Genomic DNA, 17,699 nt, shown 5'->3' on the forward strand with positions numbered 1-17,699 from the left:
TCTGCGTAGGGCCTGTTTATCAATCCTGACCGACAAATGCTTACGCAAGCTTTGAGCCGCCTATCCGTTAATCCTTGCCATCCGATTGCTTTTCGGCATCGGGCCGGCTTTCGAAGACCTTGTCGACAAGGCCGAAGGCAAGCGCTTCTTCCGCTTCGAGGAAGGTATCGCGATCCATCGCCTTTTCCACCTCGTCAAGGCTCTTGCCAGTGTACTTCACGTAGAGATCGTTGAGCCGCTTGCGCATCCGCAGGATCTCGCGCGCCTGGATCTCGATGTCGGCCGCCATGCCGCGCGCGCCGCCCGAAGGCTGGTGCACCATGATCCGCGCGTTGGGCAGCGCGATGCGCATCCCCGGTTCACCCGACGCGAGCAGGAAGCTGCCCATCGAGGCGGCCTGGCCGATGCACACGGTCGAAACGCGCGGGCGGATATACTGCATGGTGTCGTGGATCGCCAGACCCGCCGTCACCACGCCGCCCGGCGAATTGATGTACATCGAGATGTCCTTCGACGGGTTCTCGGATTCGAGGAACAGGAGCTGGGCCACGATCAGCGAGGCCATGTGATCCTCCACCTCGCCCGTCACGAAGACGATGCGTTCGCGCAGCAGGCGCGAGAAGATGTCGAAGCTGCGTTCGCCCCGGCTGGTCTGCTCGACGACCATCGGCACCAGCGCGCCGGTGACGGGATCGGCGGTGAACTTGCCCTGGGTTCCAAAAACGCTTGCGCCGGAATGGCCGAACAGATCGATCATGAAGGTCCTCTTGTGTCTGGCCCGCCTATGTCGCGTGCCACCCGCCGATGTTCAAGAGCTTTAACCCTTCATCCGTGTGGACGGTTTAAACGAAAGCCCGCCCGGCTGTGCCAGCGCAGGGCAATCCGCGCGCGCCGGTTGCGCCGGGGCGCACGACGCGTAGGCACCGGCCTGGTCCGATACCTGGTCCGACACAATGCGAGGCGATGCCCAGGATGCAATGCCCACGATGCCGGAGATGACGCGCGGCGGCCCCGGCCCTCGCGGGATCGACGGGGCGATCGGCGCGATGATCGCGCTGGCGCTGCTCGCCCTCGCGGTCGCGCTCGTCTGGACGGACCTGCATCGCGGCCCCTGGTACGACGAGTTCTATACCGACTATGTGACGCGTGGCGGCCAGAGCTGGCTGCGCCAGCTGCGCGAAAGCTGGCTGGCCGACAATCACCCGCCGCTGTTCTACATCCTGGCGCGCGCCAGCGCCTGGCTGGGCGAGATCGAGACGCGCCGGCTGCTGAACCTTGCCTTCGCGGCGCTGGCGCTGGCGGGCGGCGGCCTTGTCGTGCGCGACGCGCCCCGGCTGTTGCCGGCCGCTGGCGGACTGGCGCTGCTGCTGGCCGCCAATCCCTGGACGGTGTGGGCGGGGAGCGACCTGCGATCCTATTTCCTTTCGCAATGCGCGGGCGCGGTGCTCGCGCTCTCGCTCGCGGCCTTGTGGATCGAAGGTACGCCGGGTTCGCGCGGGCGGCGCGCGGCATACTGGGGGGCGCTGTTCTTCGCGTTCAACACGCATATCATCACCACGATCATCGCCGGGGCGCTCGTCCTCGCGTTCCTCGCCGGTGCCGCCTGGCGCAAGGACTGGCCGCAGCTGCGCGCGCTGCTGGTGCCGGCGCTGGCCAGCGCGGCGCTGTTCCTGGTGGTGAGCGCCATCCAGTATCCGATGTGGGAGGCCAATACCCGCGTCTTCTGGCTCGCCCCCGGCTTCGATTCCGCCCGATATGCCATCGAATACGCGGTGCAGCGCACGATCGGGGCGAACCCGGTCGTCCTGCTGGCCGCGCTCGCCGGGTGCGGGCTGCTGGCCCGCGAAGCCGTGCGGAGCCGGACGTTGCCCGGCGAACTCGGCGCGCTGCTGCTGCTGGCCACCGGCGTGGCGATCGCCGTGGCGGGGCTGATCGCGATCCACCTGCTGCGCCCGATCCTGATCGAGAAATACCTGTCCGCCCTTACCGCCACCGTCGCGGCCGGGGTCGCGCTCGGCTTCGGGCGGGCGCTGGTGGCGCTGCCCGCCCGCGCGGCGCAAGTGCTGCTGCTGGCGGGCCTGGCCTGGACGCTCTACGCGCTGGCCGGCAATGCCGAACGGACCGTGGCGCGCAACAGCTGGCTCGGCACCGGGCGCCTGATCGCGCGCGAGGCGGCGCGGTGCGCGGATACCGCCGTCCACACCGACGGCTTCTGGAACGCGGACGTGATGGCGATGTCGCCGGCGGACAACCGGCTGGTCGCGCCTTATGCCTATCGCAGCGTGGCCCGCCGCCTGGGCTTCCGCATCGAGCGGGACGGTTCGCGCCGGATCTCGGCCCGCTGCCCGACGCTGTTCTGGGCCGAGCACGATACCCGGCACCGTTTCGACGAAGCCGCGATCCTGGCGCACCTGCGCAACCGGGGCTTCGCGCTCGATGCGATCACGCTCTATCGCATCGGCGACGGCTGGGTCGCATCCGACCGGCCGCTTTCCCCCGCACCCTGAAGCGCGGGGCAAGCGGCACCGCCGCCGAAACGGCGCCGGCCGGGGCCTATGCCGAGGGCGAGCGCCCTCAGCCTTCGGACTTGGCGGTGGCTTTCTTGGCCGGGGCCTTCTTGGCCGGAGCCTTCTTGGCGGGGGCCTTTTCCTCACCGTCGGCGGCCTTGGCGGCGGCCTTCTTCGCGGCGGGCTTCTTGGCGGGCGCCTTGTCGCCGGCCTCTTCGGCCTCGGCGGCGGCTTCCGTCTCGGCCGGGGTGTCGGCTTGCGTCACCGCTTCGGCCTCGGCGGGCTCTTCGTCCTTGGCCGGCTTGGCTTCGGAGCGGATTTCGTCGCTATCGGCCTCGATCGCGGCCTGAAGCTCCTCGCGGCTCACTTCGCGTTCGGTCACTTCGGCCTGCTCGATCAGGAAATCGACGACCTTGTCCTCATACAGCGGCGCGCGCAGCTGGGCGGCGGCCATCGGATCGTTGCGCACGTATTCGACGAAGCGCTGGCGATCCTCGGGGCGATACTGCTGCGCGGCCTGCGAAAGCAGCATCGACATTTCCTGCGCGGTCACGTCCACGCCGTTGGCCTGGCCGATTTCCGACAGCAGCAGGCCCAGCCGCACGCGGCGCTCGGCGATCTTGCGGTAATCGTCCTTCTCGTCCTCGATTTCCTTGAGCGCGGCCGCGGCATCGTCCTCGTGGCTGGCTTCGTGGGTGAGCTGCGCCCAGATCTGCTCGAACTCGGCATCGACCATCGAGGGCGGAACCTCGAAATCGTGGCCGGCGGCAAGCTGGTCGAGCAGCGCGCGCTTCATCTGGGTGCGAGTGAGGCCGGCGGTTTCCTGCTCAAGCTGGCCGCGCAGCAGGGTGCGCAGCTGCTCAAGGCTTTCCAAGCCGAGCTGCTTGGCGAAATCCTCGTCGATCGTGGTTTCGACCGGCGCCTTCACTTCATGGACGGTGATGTCGAACGTGGTTTCCTTGCCCGCCAGCTCGGCGGCCGGATAATCCTCGGGGAAAGTGACGGTGATGGTGCGCTGCTCGCCCGCCGTGGCGCCGACGAGCTGCTCCTCGAAGCCGGGGATGAGGCGGCCCGAACCGATCACGATCGCCTGGTTCTCGGCCTTGCCGCCATCGAATTCCACCCCGTCGAGCTTGCCGACGAAGTCGCACAGCACCTGATCGTCGGTCTGCGCGGCGCGTTCGACGGTCTCATAGCTCTTCTGCTGGCTGGCGATGCGTTCCACCGCCTCGTCGACCTGCTCGTCCTTGACCGGGACCACCAGCTTTTCAAGCTTCAGCCCTTCGAGCGAAGGCGCCTCGATCCGGGGCAGGATTTCCAGGCTCACCGAAAGCTCGGCGTCCTTGCCTTGCTCATAGCCCTCGCCCAGCGCGACTTGCGGCTGCATCGCCGGGCGCAGCGCCTTTTCGCTGACCAGCTGGTCCATCGCCTCGCGGATCGTCGTGTTGAGCGCGTCCTGATGCAGCGAATCGCCATGCATCTTGCGGATCAGGTTGGCGGGCACCTTGCCGGGGCGGAAGCCGGGCATACGCACCTGCGGCGCCAGCCGCTGGACTTCGCCTTCGATCCGCGCGGTGATTTCCTTGGCCGGGATGGTCACCGTGTAGGCGCGCTTCAGGCCCTCATTGCTGGTTTCGACGATCTGCATGTTCAAGAAGCCTTCCTGCATTCTTCCGTTTGTGCCTTGTCGTTCTCGGGAAGCGAACTGGTGCGGGCGAAGGGACTCGAACCCCCACATCTTGCGATACTGGAACCTAAATCCAGCGCGTCTACCAGTTCCGCCACGCCCGCGGACAAAGCCTGAATCTCAAGGGACGTGCCCTTATAAGCACAGGGCGAAAAGGGCAAGCGCCGCGGCTTGCGCGCGGGCCGAGCCATGCCCACGTTGCCTTGCGGCAACATGAAAGGCGCGCCCGATGGCAACTCCACCCACTCCCCCGCCCGACCAGGACGAACCGCAATCCCCTCCCGAAGTGCCGCCGCAGGCGCCCGAGCCGGGTGAGCCCTTCCCGCCTGACGAAGACCCTGAAATGCCGCCCGATTTCGATCAGCCCGATGTCGGGCCGGACGAAATGCCTACCTTGCCGTGACCCCCGCCAGCACCGCCAGCCGGCCGAGCAGCGATGCCGGCACGGCCGGCGGCGGTGTTGCGGCCCGTTCGATCCGGGGGCATTCCAGGCAATAGGCCTGCACCCCCCGGACCGCGACGAGCGCCTGCGCCTGCCCGATCGCCTGTTCCAGCAGATCCTGCTGCCGCCGGGCGAACAGCGCGGCGATATCGCCGCCGCCCGCGCTCGCCTCGCCGCCGGCCTCGCGCCGGCTCAGCCCGGCCAGGAACTGGCTGAAGGGGTCGGTCTCCTCGCCCAGAAACGCCGCGTGCCACTTGCCGTTGCCCAGCTTGGCCGCTCGTGCCGCATAGGCCAGCGCGGCATCGAGATCGCCGAATTCGTCGACCAGCCCCAGCCGCCGGGCGTCGCTGCCCGCCCAGGGCCGCCCCTGCGCCACCGCATCGACCTGCCCGGCCGTCTTGCCGCGCGCCTGCCCCACCAGGCCCAGGAACTTGCCATAAGTGTTCTCGACCGAGGCCTGGATGACTCCCGACACTTCCGGGGCAAGCCCGGTAAACAGGTCCGGCTGGCCCGAAAGCGGCGTGGTCTTCACCCCGCCGCCGGTCACGCCGAGATCGGCCAGCGTGCGCTCGAAGCTGGTGAGCACCGCGAAGACGCCGATCGAGCCGGTGATCGTGCCCGGATCGGCGAAGATCCGCTGGCCGGGCGTCGCGACCCAGTAGCCCCCGCTCGCGGCCAGATTGCCCATCGAGACCACCACCGGGATCTTGCGTTCGCGAAATTCGGCCAGCGCGCGGCGGATCCGTTCCGACGCCATGGTCGATCCGCCGGGGGAATCGATGCGCACCACCAGCGCCTTGAGATCCTGGTCCAGCGCCGCGTCAAGCACTTGCGCGATCCGGTCTCCGCCCGCGCTGCCCGGCCCGGCATCGCCATCGACGATCTCGCCGGCGATCGTGACGACGCCGATCGCGTCGCCGTCCTGCTGTTCGGGGTGGGCCGCGATCCAGGTGTCGAACGGGGTGTGGGCGAACTTGCCGCGCGTGGCGTCAAGCGGATCGTCACCGGCCAGCTGGGCGACGCGTTCGCCGAATTCGGTCTTGCTGCCGATCCGGTCGACCAGCCCGGCCGCTTTCGCCGCTGCGGCCATGTCGCCGCCCGATGCCTTCAGCCAGCTGACCGGATCGGTGGTGACAAGCGCGAGGTTGGCCTTGGGCCGCGCCTTGGCGACATCGGCCTTCCAGGCCGCGAACAGCGCGCCATAGATCGATTCGTAAGCCTCGCGCGCGGCTGGCGAAGGCCCTTCGAGCATATAGGGCTCGACCGCGCTCTTGAACGTGCCGACGCGGTAGATATGCGCGTCGATCTTCAGCTTTTCGAACAGCTTGGCGAAATAGAGGCCATTGCCGCCGGGCCCGGTGACGAAGGCCCCGCCCATCGGATCGAGCCAGGCCTCGCTAGCATGGGCGGCCAGCAGTACCGAATCGTCGGCATAGGCATTGGCGAAGGTCAGGATCGGCTTGCCCGAGGCGCGCACCGCGTCGAGCGCCTTGCCGATATCGTGCAGGTTGACATAGCCCCCGCCCAGGAAGCGCGACAGGTCCAGCACCACTACCTTGATCCGCTTGTCCTTCGCGGCGGCGCGCAGCGCGCGCTCGATATCGCGCGAGCGGAACTCACGCGTGGGCGCCCGGGCGGACAGCAGCAGGCCGATCGGATCGACATGGCTGGGCTCTTCCACGATCACCCCGTCAAGATCGAGCAGCAGCGCCCCTTCCTGCACCCGGCCCGGCGCCGGCCGCGCCGCGAGCACTGCGTAAAGCCCGCCGAAGAACACCAGCAGCAGCAGCAGCGCCAGCCCGTCCTTCACCGCGACCAGAAGCTTCCAGACCTTGCGCGCGAATTCCATGCCATCACCTGCCTTCCAGGCCCTTGCTTCTAGCCGCAGGCGGCATGGCTTGGGAAGCGCGGCGGCCATGACGCCGGAATTGGCTTGAGCGCGGCCGCCCGCTCCCGTAAGGCGCTGTCTTCAATGACATCGCCAACATTCCAGTATCCGGCGGGCTCGGCGGCCTTCCCGCATCGCGGCCTGGTCGGCATCGCCGGCCTCGCGCCGCACGAGATCATGTTCCTGCTGGACGAGGCGGAACAGTGGGTGCAGCTCAACCGCCACGCGCAAAAGCACCGCAACCTGCTGGCCGGCCTGACGATCATCAACGCCTTCTTCGAGAATTCCACGCGCACGCTGCTCAGCTTCGAGATCGCCGGCAAGCGCCTGGGCGCCGACGTGGTCAACATGCACGCCGCGCAATCGAGCGTGAAGAAGGGCGAGACGCTGATCGACACGGCGATGACGCTCAACGCCATGCATGCCGATGCCATCGTCATCCGCCACGGCAGCTCGGGCGCGGTGCGGCTGATCGCCGGCAAGGTCGATTGCCCGGTGCTCAATGCCGGGGACGGCCAGCACGAGCATCCCACGCAGGCCCTGCTCGATGCGCTGACCATCCGCCATGCCAAGCGCGCCTTCAACGGCCTCACCGTGACGATCTGCGGCGATATCCTGCACAGCCGGGTCGCCCGGTCCAACATCCTGTGCCTCACGTCGCTGGGCGCCGACGTGCGCGTCTGCGCCCCGCCCGCGCTGATGCCCGAGGCGATCGAGGCGATGAACGTCACGCCGTTCCACGATTTCGACGCGGCGCTGGCCGGCGCCGACGTGGTGATGATGCTGCGCCTCCAGCTCGAACGGATGCAGGGCCAGTTCATCCCCTCGCCGCGCGAATACCGCCACCTTTACGGGCTGACGCTCGACCGGCTGGAGCGGGCCGCGCCCGATGCGCTGGTGATGCATCCGGGCCCGATGAACCGGGGGGTGGAGATCGACAGCAATGTCGCCGATCTGGTCGGCCGCTCGCTGATCACCCGGCAAGTGGAGATGGGCGTCGCCATCCGCATGGCCTGCCTTGACGTGCTGACCCGCAAGGCGCGCGGCCTGGAGGGCTGGGCATGAGCAGCGTCACCCCGCTGACCATCACGGGCGGCCAGCTCGTCCTGCCCGACGGCGGCGTGACGCCGGGCGCGATCCGCTGCGTGGACGGGCATATCGTCGCGCTGGGCGACGTGGCGCCCCAGCCGGGCGACCGCGTGCACGATGCCGCTGGCAAGGTGATCGCGCCGGGGCTGGTCGATATCGGCGTCTTCGCGATCGACAAGCCGGCGTTCCATTTCGGCGGCATCACCCGGGCCGCGCTGATGCCCGACCAGGACCCGCCGCTCGACGTGCCGGCGCGCGTGCGCTTCGCCGCGCAATCGGGCAAGCCGGACTTGTGGGTCCACCCCTTCGCGGCCGCTACGCGCGATCTGGCCGGCGATCGCCTGGCCGAGATCGCGCTGATGCGCGATGCCGGTGCGCGCGCGATCGCCACCGGCCGCGCGTGGATCGCCGATTCGGGCACGATGCTGCGGCTGCTGCAATACGCGGCGATGCTCGATCTGGTGGTGTGCACCCATACCGAGGATGCCGGGATCACCGGCTGCGCGGTCGCCACTTCGGGCGAGATGGCGACACGGCTGGGCCTGCCCGCCGCGCCGGCGGCGGCCGAGGCGCTGGCTATCACGCGCGATCTCGCACTGGCCGAACTGGCCGGCGCGCGCATCCATTTCCGCAACGTGACGACGGCGGCCGGGCTCGATCTGGTGCGCGCGGCCAAGGCCCGGGGCGTGCCCGTCACCGCCGGGGTCAGCCCGGCCTATTTCATGCTTTCCGACCTTGCCATGGCCGAATTCCGCACGTTCATGCACTTGTCGCCGCCGCTGCGCTCCGAAGCCGATCGCAAAGCGGTGCTCGCCGCCGTCGCCGACGGGACGATCGACGTGATCGGTTCGGGCCACGATCCGCGCGGGCCGGAAGACAAGCGCCTGCCTTTCGCCGATTCCGAACCGGGCATGGCCGGCGCCGAAACGCTGCTGCCGCTCACGCTCAGCCTCGTGCGCGATGGCGTCATCACGCTGGGCCGCGCTTTCGCGCTGCTGGCGGCGAACCCGGCGCGGCTGCTGGGTGTGAACGCCGGGCGGCTCGAAGTGGGCGCGCAGGCCGATCTGGCGGTGATCGACCCCGATCGCCCGTGGATCGTCGATTCGGACAAGATGGCCGCCAGCGCGGGCAACACGCCGTTCGACAAGCAGCCCGTCCAGGGCCGCGTGCTGGCGCTGTTCAAGGGCGGATCGCCCGTCGGCGCCAAGAAAAGGGCCGCCTCCTGACGGAAGCAGCCCAAGGCTGTGCAAGAGGTCTTGTGGAAGGAAATGCCCCGGTTCAGCGCCTTGCGCGGTAAGGTGCGGCACTGGCGACCGCAGGCCATGGGGCGGTCGCCGCATAGGCGAAGCAGCCCCGGCCCTGGCTCTTGACGTAAGAACACATCGAGCGGGCCGAAGTGCCGTCAAAGCCGGCGGCGGCGACGCGCCAGTACGTCTTGCCGCGCACCACCGCCTTGGTGATGCGCATGTCGTGCTGCTTCAGCGCGGGATTGCGCGCCTGGAAGATCTTCACCGCGCGCCTGGCGTTCTCGGGCGAGGAAAACGCGCCAAGCTGCACCAGGTGCGTCGGATTGGCGGCCACGCGGGCATAAGCGCGCGCGGGGCTGGCCGGCGCGGGCTTGCGCGGCGACGCGGGCACGGCCTGCTCGACCGGCTTGTAGACATAGGGCGTCGGCGCGGGATCGGCGGCGAAAGCCTGCGCGACGGTCGGCTGCGGCTCCTGGGGCTGCGCCGCCGGCGGGGCGGCCGGCGTGGGGGCCGGAACAGCGGCTTGCGCCACTTGCGCCGGGGAACCGCCCCAGAAGCTTTCGCCGCTCTTCACCGGCGGCAGTTCCTGTGCTGGCGCGGGGGCGGGCGGGGGCGCTGACGCCTCCGCCGGCACTTCATCACCCCCGGCCTGCGGCGCGGTGAGCGCGGCCAGCGCGGGCTTTTCCGTCGTCGCGGCACGCAGCGCGAGCGCGGCCGGCTGGCCGGGATCGGCCCGCAGCGGCGCGCCCAGCAGGCCGGCGACGCGGACGTTGTAATCCTCCGGCTTGCCTTGCCGCGCCCATTCGCTGATCCGCGCGTCGAGCAGGTTGGCCGGCACATCCTGCGCCGCCATCAGGCGCGCTTCGCTCCAGCGCCCGTCCAGCGCATAGGCATAGGCCAGGTTCTGGCGCAGCTTCGGCGTGTTGTCGCCATTGCGCAACGCATCGGTCAGGATGGTGACGCCCTGCCCGGTCTGCCCGGCCAGCGCGAGCGCCAGGCCAAGGTCGCTGGCCGGCAGCGATTCGCGCCATTGGTTGAGCACGGTCACGGCCTCGTTGCCACGGCCCGCGCCGATATAGGCCAGCGCCATGCCCAGCGCGGTGCGCGGCGAGGCATCGCCCAGCGCCACCGCGTCCTCGAAGGTGGTCGCGGCCGAGGCGAAGCGGCCGACCGAAAGGTAGGTTTGCGCCAGATCGGCGCGCGCCTGCGCGTTATCGGGCATCTTGGCGACGGCGCGCTCGGCCTGCTTGACCTGCTTTTCCACGCGCGCTTCGGACGTCGCGGCGAAAGCCGGGGTGGCGATGACCTGCGCCCAGTCCGACTGGCCGACGCCGGCGGTGACGATCACCGCCGCCATCGCGGTGCACATGGCAAGCTGGCCGGGCCTGATCTTGCTGGCGGTACGATGCATCATGATCCCCCCTCAGTGGGTGTGCTAGCCGCGCTTGCGGATCTTGCCCGCAAGCGTGGTGATTTCGGGCATTTCAGCGAGATACTGTTCGAGCGCGGCCGTCACGATCGCCTGCGCGCTCTGGTTCAGCACGGTGCTGGCCAGCCGCAGGCGCAAGTGGCGATCGGCATCGAGCCGCAGCGTGAACGCGGCCCGGCGGCCTTCGGCCAGCGCGGAACGGCGCGATCCGGCCGGCCGCGCGAAGCGTTCGACAATGGCCTCGCGCTGGCGCACCACTTCGGGCAGGCCGTCCTTCGCGGCCCGGGCGCGCTGGCTTTCGTCAAGCGGGACGACTTCGGCACCCTGCTCGGCCCCGTGCTGTTCCGCCCCGTGTCGCTCGGTATCGTGGCCCATGTCATTCCAGCCCAGATCGTCCTCGGCCGGCCGCGAGGCGGCTTCCTGGAACTCGTGCAGCGGCTGGACTTGCGGGCGCATCGCCGGCCGGGCCGCGCCCTTGCGGGCCAGCAGGCTGGGAGAGAGCGAGGCGAATTCCTTGTGATCGCGCATCGGGCCGTCTCCTTCAGGAGCCGGCGACGCGGCGGCCGAAGCCCCCGACGGGTCGGTTGACGCCGGGCAGCATCGGCTGGGCGGCAGGGCTGGCGAACACGGTGCGACGGAAGTTCTTTTCCAGCCGATCGGCCACATAGTTCCACAACGCGACCACTTCCTGCGAGGAGCGGCCATTGGGATCGACTTCCATCACCGTGCGCCCGTCGATCATCGAGGCGGCGAAATCGGTGCGGTGGTGCAGTGTGATCGGCGCGACCGTGCCATGCTGCGACAGCGCGACGGCGGCCTCGCCCGTGATCTTGGCCTTCGGCGTGGCGGCGTTGACCACGAAGATCAGCGGCTTGCCCGCGCGTTCGCACAGATCGACGGTGGCGCCCACTGCGCGCAGGTCATGCGGGCTGGGCCGCGTCGGCACGACGATCAACTCGGCGACGGAGATCACGCTCTGGATTGCCATGGTGATGGCCGGCGGCGTGTCGATCACGGCCAGGCGGAAACCCTGCTGGCGCAGCACCTGCAGATCGCTGGCGAGCCGCGCGACGGTGGTCTGGGCAAAGGCGGGCAATTCGGCTTCGCGCTCGTTCCACCAGTCGGCCAGCGAGCCTTGCGGATCGATGTCGATCAAGACCACCGGCCCCGCGCCGGCGCGCTGCGCCTGAACGGCGAGATGACCGGACAAGGTGGTCTTGCCCGAGCCGCCCTTCTGCGATGCCAATGCCAGTACGCGCAATGCAAGCTCCCCACCAAGCCAGAACGGAAAATGCCGCAAACGGAAAATGCCGAAACGGAAAATGAATGCGTCTGTCCGGGGGATCGCAGATCGTTCCTAATTTTAGGTTAACACTGCTTTATCGCCCTCGGAAAACGGGCAATCGGCATGATAAAGGTTTTGCTAATGCGTTCTTCACTATGTCAGTTAGGCAAGACGGCGCGCGGTTGACGCGGGCCGGTGGTTCTTGCCGGCGGCAACAGGTGCGATGCCCCGCAAACCGGGCGGGACGTGGAGGCAGGGTGGTGAGCGTAATCGGCTTGAGGCGGTATCTTTCCTCGATCGCGCTGCTGGGCGCGGCGCTGGCGGCGCCCGCCATGGGCGATGTCAAGGCCGGCGTCGATGCCTGGGGCGCGGGCGATTATGCCGCCGCGATCCGGGAATGGAAGGTTCCGGCCGAAAAGGGCGATCCCGACGCGCAGTTCAATCTCGCCCAAGCCTACAAGCTGGGGCGCGGCGTGCCGCAGGATCTGGCCAAGGCCGAGGCGCTGTTCGAGCAGGCGGCCGCCAAGGGTCATCTGCAGGCGGCCGACAACTATGGCCTGCTGATGTTCCAGCGCGGCGCGCGGACCAAGGCCATGCCGTTCATCGAAGCCGCCGCCGGCCGGGGCGATGCGCGCGCGCAATACATTCTGGGCCTGGCCCACTTCAACGGCGATATCGTGGCCAAGGACTGGGTGCGCGCCTATGCGCTGATGAGCCTGGCCCAGCAGGCGGGCCTGCCGCAGGCGGCCGGCGCGCTGGCGCAGATGGACCAGTTCATCGCGCTGGAAGACCGGCAGAAAAGCGTGCCGCTCGCCGCCGAGCTCTCGGCCAAGGCCGAGGCCACCCGCGCGCGTCAGGTGGCCGCCGCCGATCTGGGCGCGCCGCCCGCCGGCAACGCGCCGCGCGCGCCCGCGATCGTCTCGGCCGAGGATGCCGTCGCCGCCGCCGCGCGCGCGGCCGGCACCGACAGCCCGGCGCAGGCCGGCGCGGAATATACCTGGAAGGGCCCGCCCACCGGAATGCGTGTCGAACCCGCGCGGCCGATCCCGGTGCCGCGCGTCGCCACCGTGCTCGATCAGGCGACCCCGGCGCCCTCCAGGCCCGCGCCGAAACCCGCCACGCCCAAGCCCACCCCTCCCAAACCGGCCCCGAAGCCCGCACCGGCGGCGACCGCGCCGGCCCCGGCCACCACTGGCGCGACGGGCGGCTGGCGCGTGCAGCTTGGCGCGTTCGGCGTGCCGGGCAACGCGCAGAAGCTGTGGGACAAGGTGAAGAACCGCCCCGAACTGGCCGGCCATGCCCGGATGCTGGTGCCGGCCGGGCGGCTGACCAAGCTGCAGGCCGGTGGCTTTCCCAGCCAGTCCGCCGCCGAGGCTGCCTGCGGCAAATTGCGAGCCGGCGGAATAACCTGCATCGCCGCGCGGGATTGACCGCTTGGACCAGGCCGCGCCGGATCGCGTCGCGGCGCTGGACCTGATCCGGGGCGTCGCCGTCCTCGGCATTCTGGCGATCAACATCGCGGGCTTTGCCGGGCCGGCCATCACCGCCCTGTCGCCCGGCGCGATCCTGCCCGCAACCCCGGCCGACGAAGCGGCCTTCGCCTTCGCCTTCCTGTTCTTCGAAGGCAAGATGCGCGCGCTGTTCTCGCTGCTGTTCGGGGCCAGCATGATGCTGTTCATCGAAAGCGCCGAAGCGCAAGGGCGCGATGGCGATATCCTTCAGTTCCGCCGCCTGTGCTGGCTGATGGTGTTCGGCCAGCTTCACTACCTGCTGTTCTGGTGGGGCGATATCCTGTTCTCCTATGCGGCTTGCGGCATCGTCGCGCTGCTGCTGCGGCGCATGGCGGTGGGGGGGATGATCACGCTCGCGCTCGCGATCTTCACCGGCACCCACATGTGGGCCGCGTTCACCGGCTGGCCGGCGGTGGTGGCCGAGGAAGCGGTGCGGCTGGGCGCCGCCAGCGCAGGGCAGGCGCGCGCGCACGCCGATATGCTGGCGCCCGCCTTCCGCTTCGCCAACACCGAGCTGGCCCGCTATGGCGCCGATTTCGGCACGATCGCGCTGGCCAAACTGCGCGAGCGGCCGTTCTGGCTGTTCGAGATGACCGCGCAGAACCTGGGCGAGACGCTGCCGCTGATGCTGATCGGCATGGCGCTGTACCGCACCGGCTTCTTCGCCGGGCGCTGGCCGGCCCATGCGATCCGGGCGGCCGCGATCGGCGCCGGGACGCTTGGCCTTGGCGCGACGCTGGCGGTGCTCGCCTGGATGTGGCCGCGCCATTTCCCGATCATCGCAATGGGCCAGGCGATGCTCTCGTTCCTGGCCTTCCCGCACCTGCTGATGGCCTTTGCCTATGCCGCGCTGCTGGTGATCGCCGCGCCGCGCCTGTGCGCCAGCCCGCCCGGCCGCTGGCTCGCCGCCGCCGGCGCCATGGCGCTCAGCAACTACATCGCCGCCAGCGCGGTGATGACCGCGATCTTCTATGGCTGGGGGCTTGGCCTGTTCGGCACCGTCGGCGCGGCGGGGCAATGGGCCTTCGTGCTGGCCGGCTGGGCCCTGATGCTCACGGCCAGCGCCGCGTGGCTGGCGCGATACCGCTATGGCCCGCTCGAATGGCTGTGGCGTTCGCTGACCATGGGGCACATTCTTTCGAACCGGCGCTGATTGCTATTGCGATCTATTCGCAAATGCGTATGTTGGCCTCATAGAGAGGTGCCCGCATGTACATTTGTATCTGCAATGCGATTCGCGACATAGAGCTTCGGGCCGCCGCCCGGGAGCGTTGCGGCGATGTGGAAGCGATCTACCATTCGCTCGGCTGCCCGCCGCAGTGCCGCCAGTGCATTGATGAAGCCGCGGAAATCATCGACGAGGAGCGTTTCGCGCAGGATCTCCCCAACAGCATCGCCGCCTGACTTGCCACCCCACGTCACACCGCCCATAATCATGGTGCGGGCGATACAGGAGTGCGGGCAATGCAAGGGGACCGTCAGGTCATCGATTTTCTCAACAAGGCGTTGTTGAACGAGCTGACCGCCGTCAATCAGTACTGGCTGCATTACCGGATGCTCGACAACTGGGGCATCCACAAGCTGGCCGAGTATGAGCGCCACGAATCGATCGACGAGATGAAGCACGCCGATACGCTGGCCGAGCGTATCCTGTTCCTCGAAGGGCTTCCCAATTTCCAGGCGCTGGGCAAGCTCAGGATCGGCGAAGGCATCGAGGAAATCCTCAAGTGCGATCTGGCGCTGGAACATGAAGCGGTGCCGCTGCTGCGCGAAGCCATCGCCCATTGCGAGGCGGTGCGCGACTACGTCAGCCGCGAAGTGTTCGAACGCATCCTCGAAAGCGAGGAAGAGCATATCGATTTCATCGAGAAGCAGTTCGAGATGATCGCGCGGATGGGCCTGCCGAACTACGCCCAGCTCCAGAGCAAGGCCGCCGAAGGCGCCTGACGCCGGAGCCGGGGCGCGATGCCCCCGCGAAAGCATAACGCGGTGGATGGATTCCGCCGGGAATCTGCTATCACCCGAGCCTGATGACTGGGAACCACTTGCGCGGATTGAGGCTTGAGGACGGCGGCTTTCTGGCCGTGGTTCTGATTGTCACGCTGGCTTTCGGCTGGCTGATCGCACCGTTCTTCGGCGCGATCCTGTGGGCGCTCGTCACCGCGATCTTGTTCGAGCCGCCCACGCGCAAGCTGGCGGCGCGGCTGGGCGGCCGGCACAACGTCGCCGCCGCGCTGATGCTGCTGCTGATCCTGACGCTGGCGATCGTCCCCGCCCTGCTGCTGGGCATCAGCCTGGTGCAGGAAGCGGCCAGCCTTTATGTGCAGATCAACGAAGGCCACATCGATTTCGGCACGATCTTCGAACAGTTGCGCGATGCCTTGCCGCGTCGCCTGTCCGAACTGGTCGATACTTATGGCCTGGCCGATATCGAGACGCTGCGCCGTCTGTTCGGCGGCGGCGTGGCCAATGGCCTGCAGGAAATCGCCGCGCGCGCGCTGGTGTTCGGGCAAGGCGCGCTCAGCTTCCTGGCGGCGCTGGGCGTCATGCTCTACCTCTCGTTCTTCCTGCTGCGCGATGGGCAGCGCATGGGCGAATTCATCAAGGCGGCAGTGCCGCTGCGGCCGGAGCTGCGCGACGCGCTGATCGGCCACTTCATCGTCGTGGTGCGCGCGACGATGAAGGGCACTGTCGTCGTCGCGCTGATGCAGGGGCTGGTCGGCGGCGTGATCTTCTGGCTTCTGGGGATCGAGGGCGCGCTGCTGTGGGGCGTGCTGATGGGGTTCTTCTCGCTGCTGCCGGCCGTCGGCACGGGCATCATCTGGGTGCCCGTGGCGATCTACCTCTTCGCCACCGGCTCGTTCTGGCAAGGCGCGGTGCTGACCGGCTGCGGCTTCTTCGTGATCGGCCTGATCGACAACCTGCTGCGCCCGATCCTGGTGGGGCGCGACACGCGGATGCCCGATTTCGTGGTGCTGATCGCCACGCTTTCGGGCCTGCAACTGTTCGGCCTCAACGGCTTCATCGTCGGCCCGGTGATCGCATCGCTGTTCATCGCGGTGTGGAAGATGGTGGCAGAGCTGCGCAGCCCGGCCTTGCCCGCCGAAAGCGCGGCTACTTCGGATCGAACGGGTTCTTCGGGCTCCTGAGCGTCAGGCGGATCGGCACCGAGGCAAAGCCCAGCTCGCGGCGGATGCCGTTGATCAGATAGCGCTTGTAGCTTTCGGGCAGCATGTCGAGCCGCGTGCCGAACAGCACGAAGCCGGGCGGGCGCGTCTTGGCCTGGGTGATATAGCGCAGCTTGATCCGCCGGCCGCCCGGCGCCGGCGGCGGATTGGCGGCCAGCGCATCGTCGAACCAGCGGTTGAGCGCGGAGGTCGTCACTCGCCGGCTCCATGCCTCGCGGATGTCGAAGGCGGCGCGCAGCATCTCGTCCAGCCCCTTGCCGGTGCGCGCCGAAACCGCGAGCAGCGGCACGCCGCGCACTTGCGCCAGGCCATCGTCAAGCGCCTGGCGCACGCCGTTGAACAGCTTCGACGCGTCCTCGGCCACGTCCCACTTGTTGATCGCGATCAGCAGCGCGCGGCCTTCCTCAAGCACCATCGAGGCGATCTTGAGATCCTGGTGCTCCAGCCCCTGCGTCGCATCGAGCAGCAGCACGACCACTTCGGCGAAATCGATGGCGTGGCGCGCATCGGCCACCGCCAGCTTCTCCAGCTTTTCGACCACGCGCGCGCGCTTGCGCATCCCGGCGGTGTCGATCAGCCGCACGGCGCGCGGCTCGCCCCCCGCCGGATCGGTCCATTCCCAGTCGATCGCGATCGAATCGCGCGTGATGCCGGCCTCTGGCCCGGTCAGCAGCCGGTCCTCGCCCAGGAAGCGGTTGATCAGCGTGGACTTGCCCGCGTTCGGGCGGCCGACGATCGCCAGCTTGAGCGGCCCCTTGAGCAAGGCCTCCTCGTCGAACTCCACCGGCTCTTCCTCGGGCGGCTGAAGCGGTTCGAGATGCGGCAGCAGCGCTTCGAACAGATCGCCCATGCCCTCGCCATGCTCGGCCGAGATCGGCACCGGATCGCCCAGCCCCAGCGAATAGCTTTCCAGCAACCCGCCCTCGCCCGCGCGCCCTTCGGCCTTGTTGGCCACCAGGATCACCGGCACCGGCGATCCGCGCAACCAGCGGCTGATCTCTTCATCGAGCGGCGTCAACCCGGCGCGCGCGTCGATCACGAAGAGCGCGAGATCGGCGGTTTCCAGCGAGGCTTCGGTCTGCGCGCGCATCCGGCCGGGCAGGCTCTGCGCGTCGTCGTCTTCCCAGCCGGCGGTATCGACGATGGTGAAATCGAGCCCGAGCAGATGCGCCTCACCAAAGCGGCGGTCGCGCGTCACGCCCGGCTGGTCGTCCACCAGCGCGACTTTCTTGCCGACGAGCCGGTTGAACAGCGTGGACTTGCCGACGTTCGGACGCCCGATGATGATGACCTGCGGAAGCATGGGCTTCGCGAATTGGGCGCGGGAAAGCGCTTTGGCAAGCGAAACGGCAAAATCTTGCCGGTTTGTTTACCAGACTTTGCAGGATCGCTCTAACCTTGGCCCGCCAATACGGTCAACATGAAG

General features: G+C 68.6%; 16 protein-coding genes and 1 tRNA gene. 8 read left to right on the forward strand and 9 right to left on the reverse strand.

What is annotated here, in order from left to right; genetic code table 11:
• Window positions 1–67: 67 nt before the first annotated feature.
• A complete protein-coding gene (clpP, locus tag PYV00_RS13260; protein WP_275228745.1) occupies window positions 68–757 on the reverse strand; it encodes an ATP-dependent Clp endopeptidase proteolytic subunit ClpP in 690 nt (229 codons plus the stop codon).
• A 220-nt stretch (window positions 758–977) separates the two neighbouring features.
• Between clpP and PYV00_RS13265 the strand changes: the two genes are divergently transcribed.
• A complete protein-coding gene (locus PYV00_RS13265) occupies window positions 978–2,507 on the forward strand; it encodes a hypothetical protein (protein ID WP_275228746.1) in 1,530 nt (509 codons plus the stop codon).
• A gap of 67 nt (window positions 2,508–2,574) precedes the next feature.
• Here the strand turns inward: PYV00_RS13265 and tig are convergent, their stop codons facing one another.
• The gene (gene tig / locus PYV00_RS13270) at window positions 2,575–4,155 is read right to left on the reverse strand and encodes a trigger factor (RefSeq protein ID WP_275228843.1); all 1,581 of its coding nucleotides are present in this window, start codon (window positions 4,153–4,155) and stop codon (window positions 2,575–2,577) included.
• 58 nt (window positions 4,156–4,213) lie between these two features.
• A tRNA-Leu gene (locus PYV00_RS13275) sits at window positions 4,214–4,298 on the reverse strand.
• Between the two features lie 125 nt (window positions 4,299–4,423).
• On the opposite strand from PYV00_RS13275, the gene PYV00_RS13280 reads away from it, so the two are divergent.
• Complete coding sequence (locus PYV00_RS13280) at window positions 4,424–4,597, forward strand: hypothetical protein (RefSeq protein ID WP_275228747.1); 174 nt, start codon at window positions 4,424–4,426, stop codon at window positions 4,595–4,597.
• Here the strand turns inward: PYV00_RS13280 and sppA are convergent.
• Window positions 4,584–6,485: a signal peptide peptidase SppA gene (gene sppA, locus PYV00_RS13285; protein WP_275228748.1), complete on the reverse strand. Its 1,902-nt coding sequence runs from the start codon at window positions 6,483–6,485 to the stop codon at window positions 4,584–4,586. The genes PYV00_RS13280 and sppA overlap by 14 nt on opposite strands.
• A 123-nt stretch (window positions 6,486–6,608) precedes the next feature.
• On the opposite strand from sppA, the gene PYV00_RS13290 reads away from it, so the two are divergent.
• Window positions 6,609–7,589 carry an aspartate carbamoyltransferase catalytic subunit gene (locus PYV00_RS13290; RefSeq protein ID WP_275228749.1) on the forward strand — a complete coding sequence of 327 codons (981 nt, stop codon included), beginning with the start codon at window positions 6,609–6,611 and terminating at the stop codon, window positions 7,587–7,589.
• A complete protein-coding gene (locus PYV00_RS13295) occupies window positions 7,586–8,839 on the forward strand; it encodes a dihydroorotase (RefSeq protein ID WP_275228750.1) in 1,254 nt (417 codons plus the stop codon). Before PYV00_RS13290 ends, PYV00_RS13295 begins: the two co-directional genes overlap by 4 nt.
• Before the next feature lie 52 nt (window positions 8,840–8,891).
• On the opposite strand, the gene PYV00_RS13300 is transcribed toward PYV00_RS13295, so the two are convergent.
• The 3 genes from PYV00_RS13300 to PYV00_RS13310 are packed head-to-tail and all read right to left on the reverse strand — an operon-like array spanning window position 8,892 to window position 11,550.
• A complete protein-coding gene (locus tag PYV00_RS13300; protein WP_275228751.1) occupies window positions 8,892–10,274 on the reverse strand; it encodes an SPOR domain-containing protein in 1,383 nt (460 codons plus the stop codon).
• A gap of 21 nt (window positions 10,275–10,295) precedes the next feature.
• Window positions 10,296–10,817 (reverse strand): hypothetical protein, encoded by a 522-nt coding sequence (locus PYV00_RS13305; RefSeq protein WP_275228752.1) that lies wholly within the window; start codon window positions 10,815–10,817, stop codon window positions 10,296–10,298.
• A gap of 13 nt (window positions 10,818–10,830) precedes the next feature.
• Window positions 10,831–11,550, reverse strand: coding sequence for a ParA family protein (locus PYV00_RS13310; RefSeq protein WP_275228753.1), 720 nt, complete (start codon window positions 11,548–11,550; stop codon window positions 10,831–10,833).
• Window positions 11,551–11,834: 284 nt separating this feature from the next.
• Here PYV00_RS13310 and PYV00_RS13315 point away from each other — a divergent pair, with 284 nt between their 5' ends.
• Window positions 11,835–13,004, forward strand: a complete 1,170-nt coding sequence (locus PYV00_RS13315; protein WP_342803816.1) for an SPOR domain-containing protein — start codon at window positions 11,835–11,837, stop codon at window positions 13,002–13,004.
• Between the two features lie 4 nt (window positions 13,005–13,008).
• On the forward strand, window positions 13,009–14,238 hold the full coding sequence (locus PYV00_RS13320; RefSeq protein WP_275228754.1) for a DUF418 domain-containing protein: 1,230 nt from the start codon (window positions 13,009–13,011) through the stop codon (window positions 14,236–14,238).
• A 38-nt stretch (window positions 14,239–14,276) separates the two neighbouring features.
• Here the strand turns inward: PYV00_RS13320 and PYV00_RS24435 are convergent, their stop codons facing one another.
• Complete coding sequence (locus tag PYV00_RS24435; RefSeq protein WP_428981636.1) at window positions 14,277–14,522, reverse strand: hypothetical protein; 246 nt, start codon at window positions 14,520–14,522, stop codon at window positions 14,277–14,279.
• A 27-nt stretch (window positions 14,523–14,549) separates the two neighbouring features.
• Between PYV00_RS24435 and bfr the strand changes: the two genes are divergently transcribed.
• Together bfr and PYV00_RS13335 are read left to right on the forward strand one after the other, a co-directional pair.
• The gene (gene bfr / locus PYV00_RS13330; protein WP_275228756.1) at window positions 14,550–15,032 is read left to right on the forward strand and encodes a bacterioferritin; all 483 of its coding nucleotides are present in this window, start codon (window positions 14,550–14,552) and stop codon (window positions 15,030–15,032) included.
• Window positions 15,033–15,115: 83 nt separating this feature from the next.
• On the forward strand, window positions 15,116–16,234 hold the full coding sequence (locus PYV00_RS13335; protein WP_275228758.1) for an AI-2E family transporter: 1,119 nt from the start codon (window positions 15,116–15,118) through the stop codon (window positions 16,232–16,234).
• On the opposite strand, the gene der is transcribed toward PYV00_RS13335, so the two are convergent.
• On the reverse strand, window positions 16,200–17,576 hold the full coding sequence (der, locus tag PYV00_RS13340; protein WP_275228759.1) for a ribosome biogenesis GTPase Der: 1,377 nt from the start codon (window positions 17,574–17,576) through the stop codon (window positions 16,200–16,202). The genes PYV00_RS13335 and der overlap by 35 nt on opposite strands.
• Between the last annotated feature and the right edge of the window lie 123 nt (window positions 17,577–17,699).

Origin of the sequence: Novosphingobium album (ex Liu et al. 2023) (assembly GCF_029076845.1) — a bacterium.
Taxonomy (GTDB): domain Bacteria; phylum Pseudomonadota; class Alphaproteobacteria; order Sphingomonadales; family Sphingomonadaceae; genus Novosphingobium.

Excerpts from the sequence above, each read along its gene's own strand:
- der (WP_275228759.1), bottom strand. The coding sequence starts at position 17,576 with ATGCTTCCGCAGGTCATCATCATCGGGCGTCCGAACGTCGGCAAGTCC.
- bfr (WP_275228756.1), top strand. The coding sequence starts at position 14,550 with ATGCAAGGGGACCGTCAGGTCATCGATTTTCTCAACAAGGCGTTGTTG.
- PYV00_RS13265 (WP_275228746.1), top strand. The coding sequence starts at position 978 with ATGCCCACGATGCCGGAGATGACGCGCGGCGGCCCCGGCCCTCGCGGG.
- PYV00_RS13295 (WP_275228750.1), top strand. The coding sequence starts at position 7,586 with ATGAGCAGCGTCACCCCGCTGACCATCACGGGCGGCCAGCTCGTCCTG.
- clpP (WP_275228745.1), bottom strand. The coding sequence starts at position 757 with ATGATCGATCTGTTCGGCCATTCCGGCGCAAGCGTTTTTGGAACCCAG.
- tig (WP_275228843.1), bottom strand. The coding sequence starts at position 4,155 with ATGCAGATCGTCGAAACCAGCAATGAGGGCCTGAAGCGCGCCTACACG.
- PYV00_RS13335 (WP_275228758.1), top strand. The coding sequence starts at position 15,116 with ATGACTGGGAACCACTTGCGCGGATTGAGGCTTGAGGACGGCGGCTTT.
- PYV00_RS13280 (WP_275228747.1), top strand. The coding sequence starts at position 4,424 with ATGGCAACTCCACCCACTCCCCCGCCCGACCAGGACGAACCGCAATCC.
- PYV00_RS24435 (WP_428981636.1), bottom strand. The coding sequence starts at position 14,522 with ATGATTATGGGCGGTGTGACGTGGGGTGGCAAGTCAGGCGGCGATGCT.
- sppA (WP_275228748.1), bottom strand. The coding sequence starts at position 6,485 with ATGGAATTCGCGCGCAAGGTCTGGAAGCTTCTGGTCGCGGTGAAGGAC.
- PYV00_RS13300 (WP_275228751.1), bottom strand. The coding sequence starts at position 10,274 with ATGATGCATCGTACCGCCAGCAAGATCAGGCCCGGCCAGCTTGCCATG.
- PYV00_RS13305 (WP_275228752.1), bottom strand. The coding sequence starts at position 10,817 with ATGCGCGATCACAAGGAATTCGCCTCGCTCTCTCCCAGCCTGCTGGCC.
- PYV00_RS13290 (WP_275228749.1), top strand. The coding sequence starts at position 6,609 with ATGACATCGCCAACATTCCAGTATCCGGCGGGCTCGGCGGCCTTCCCG.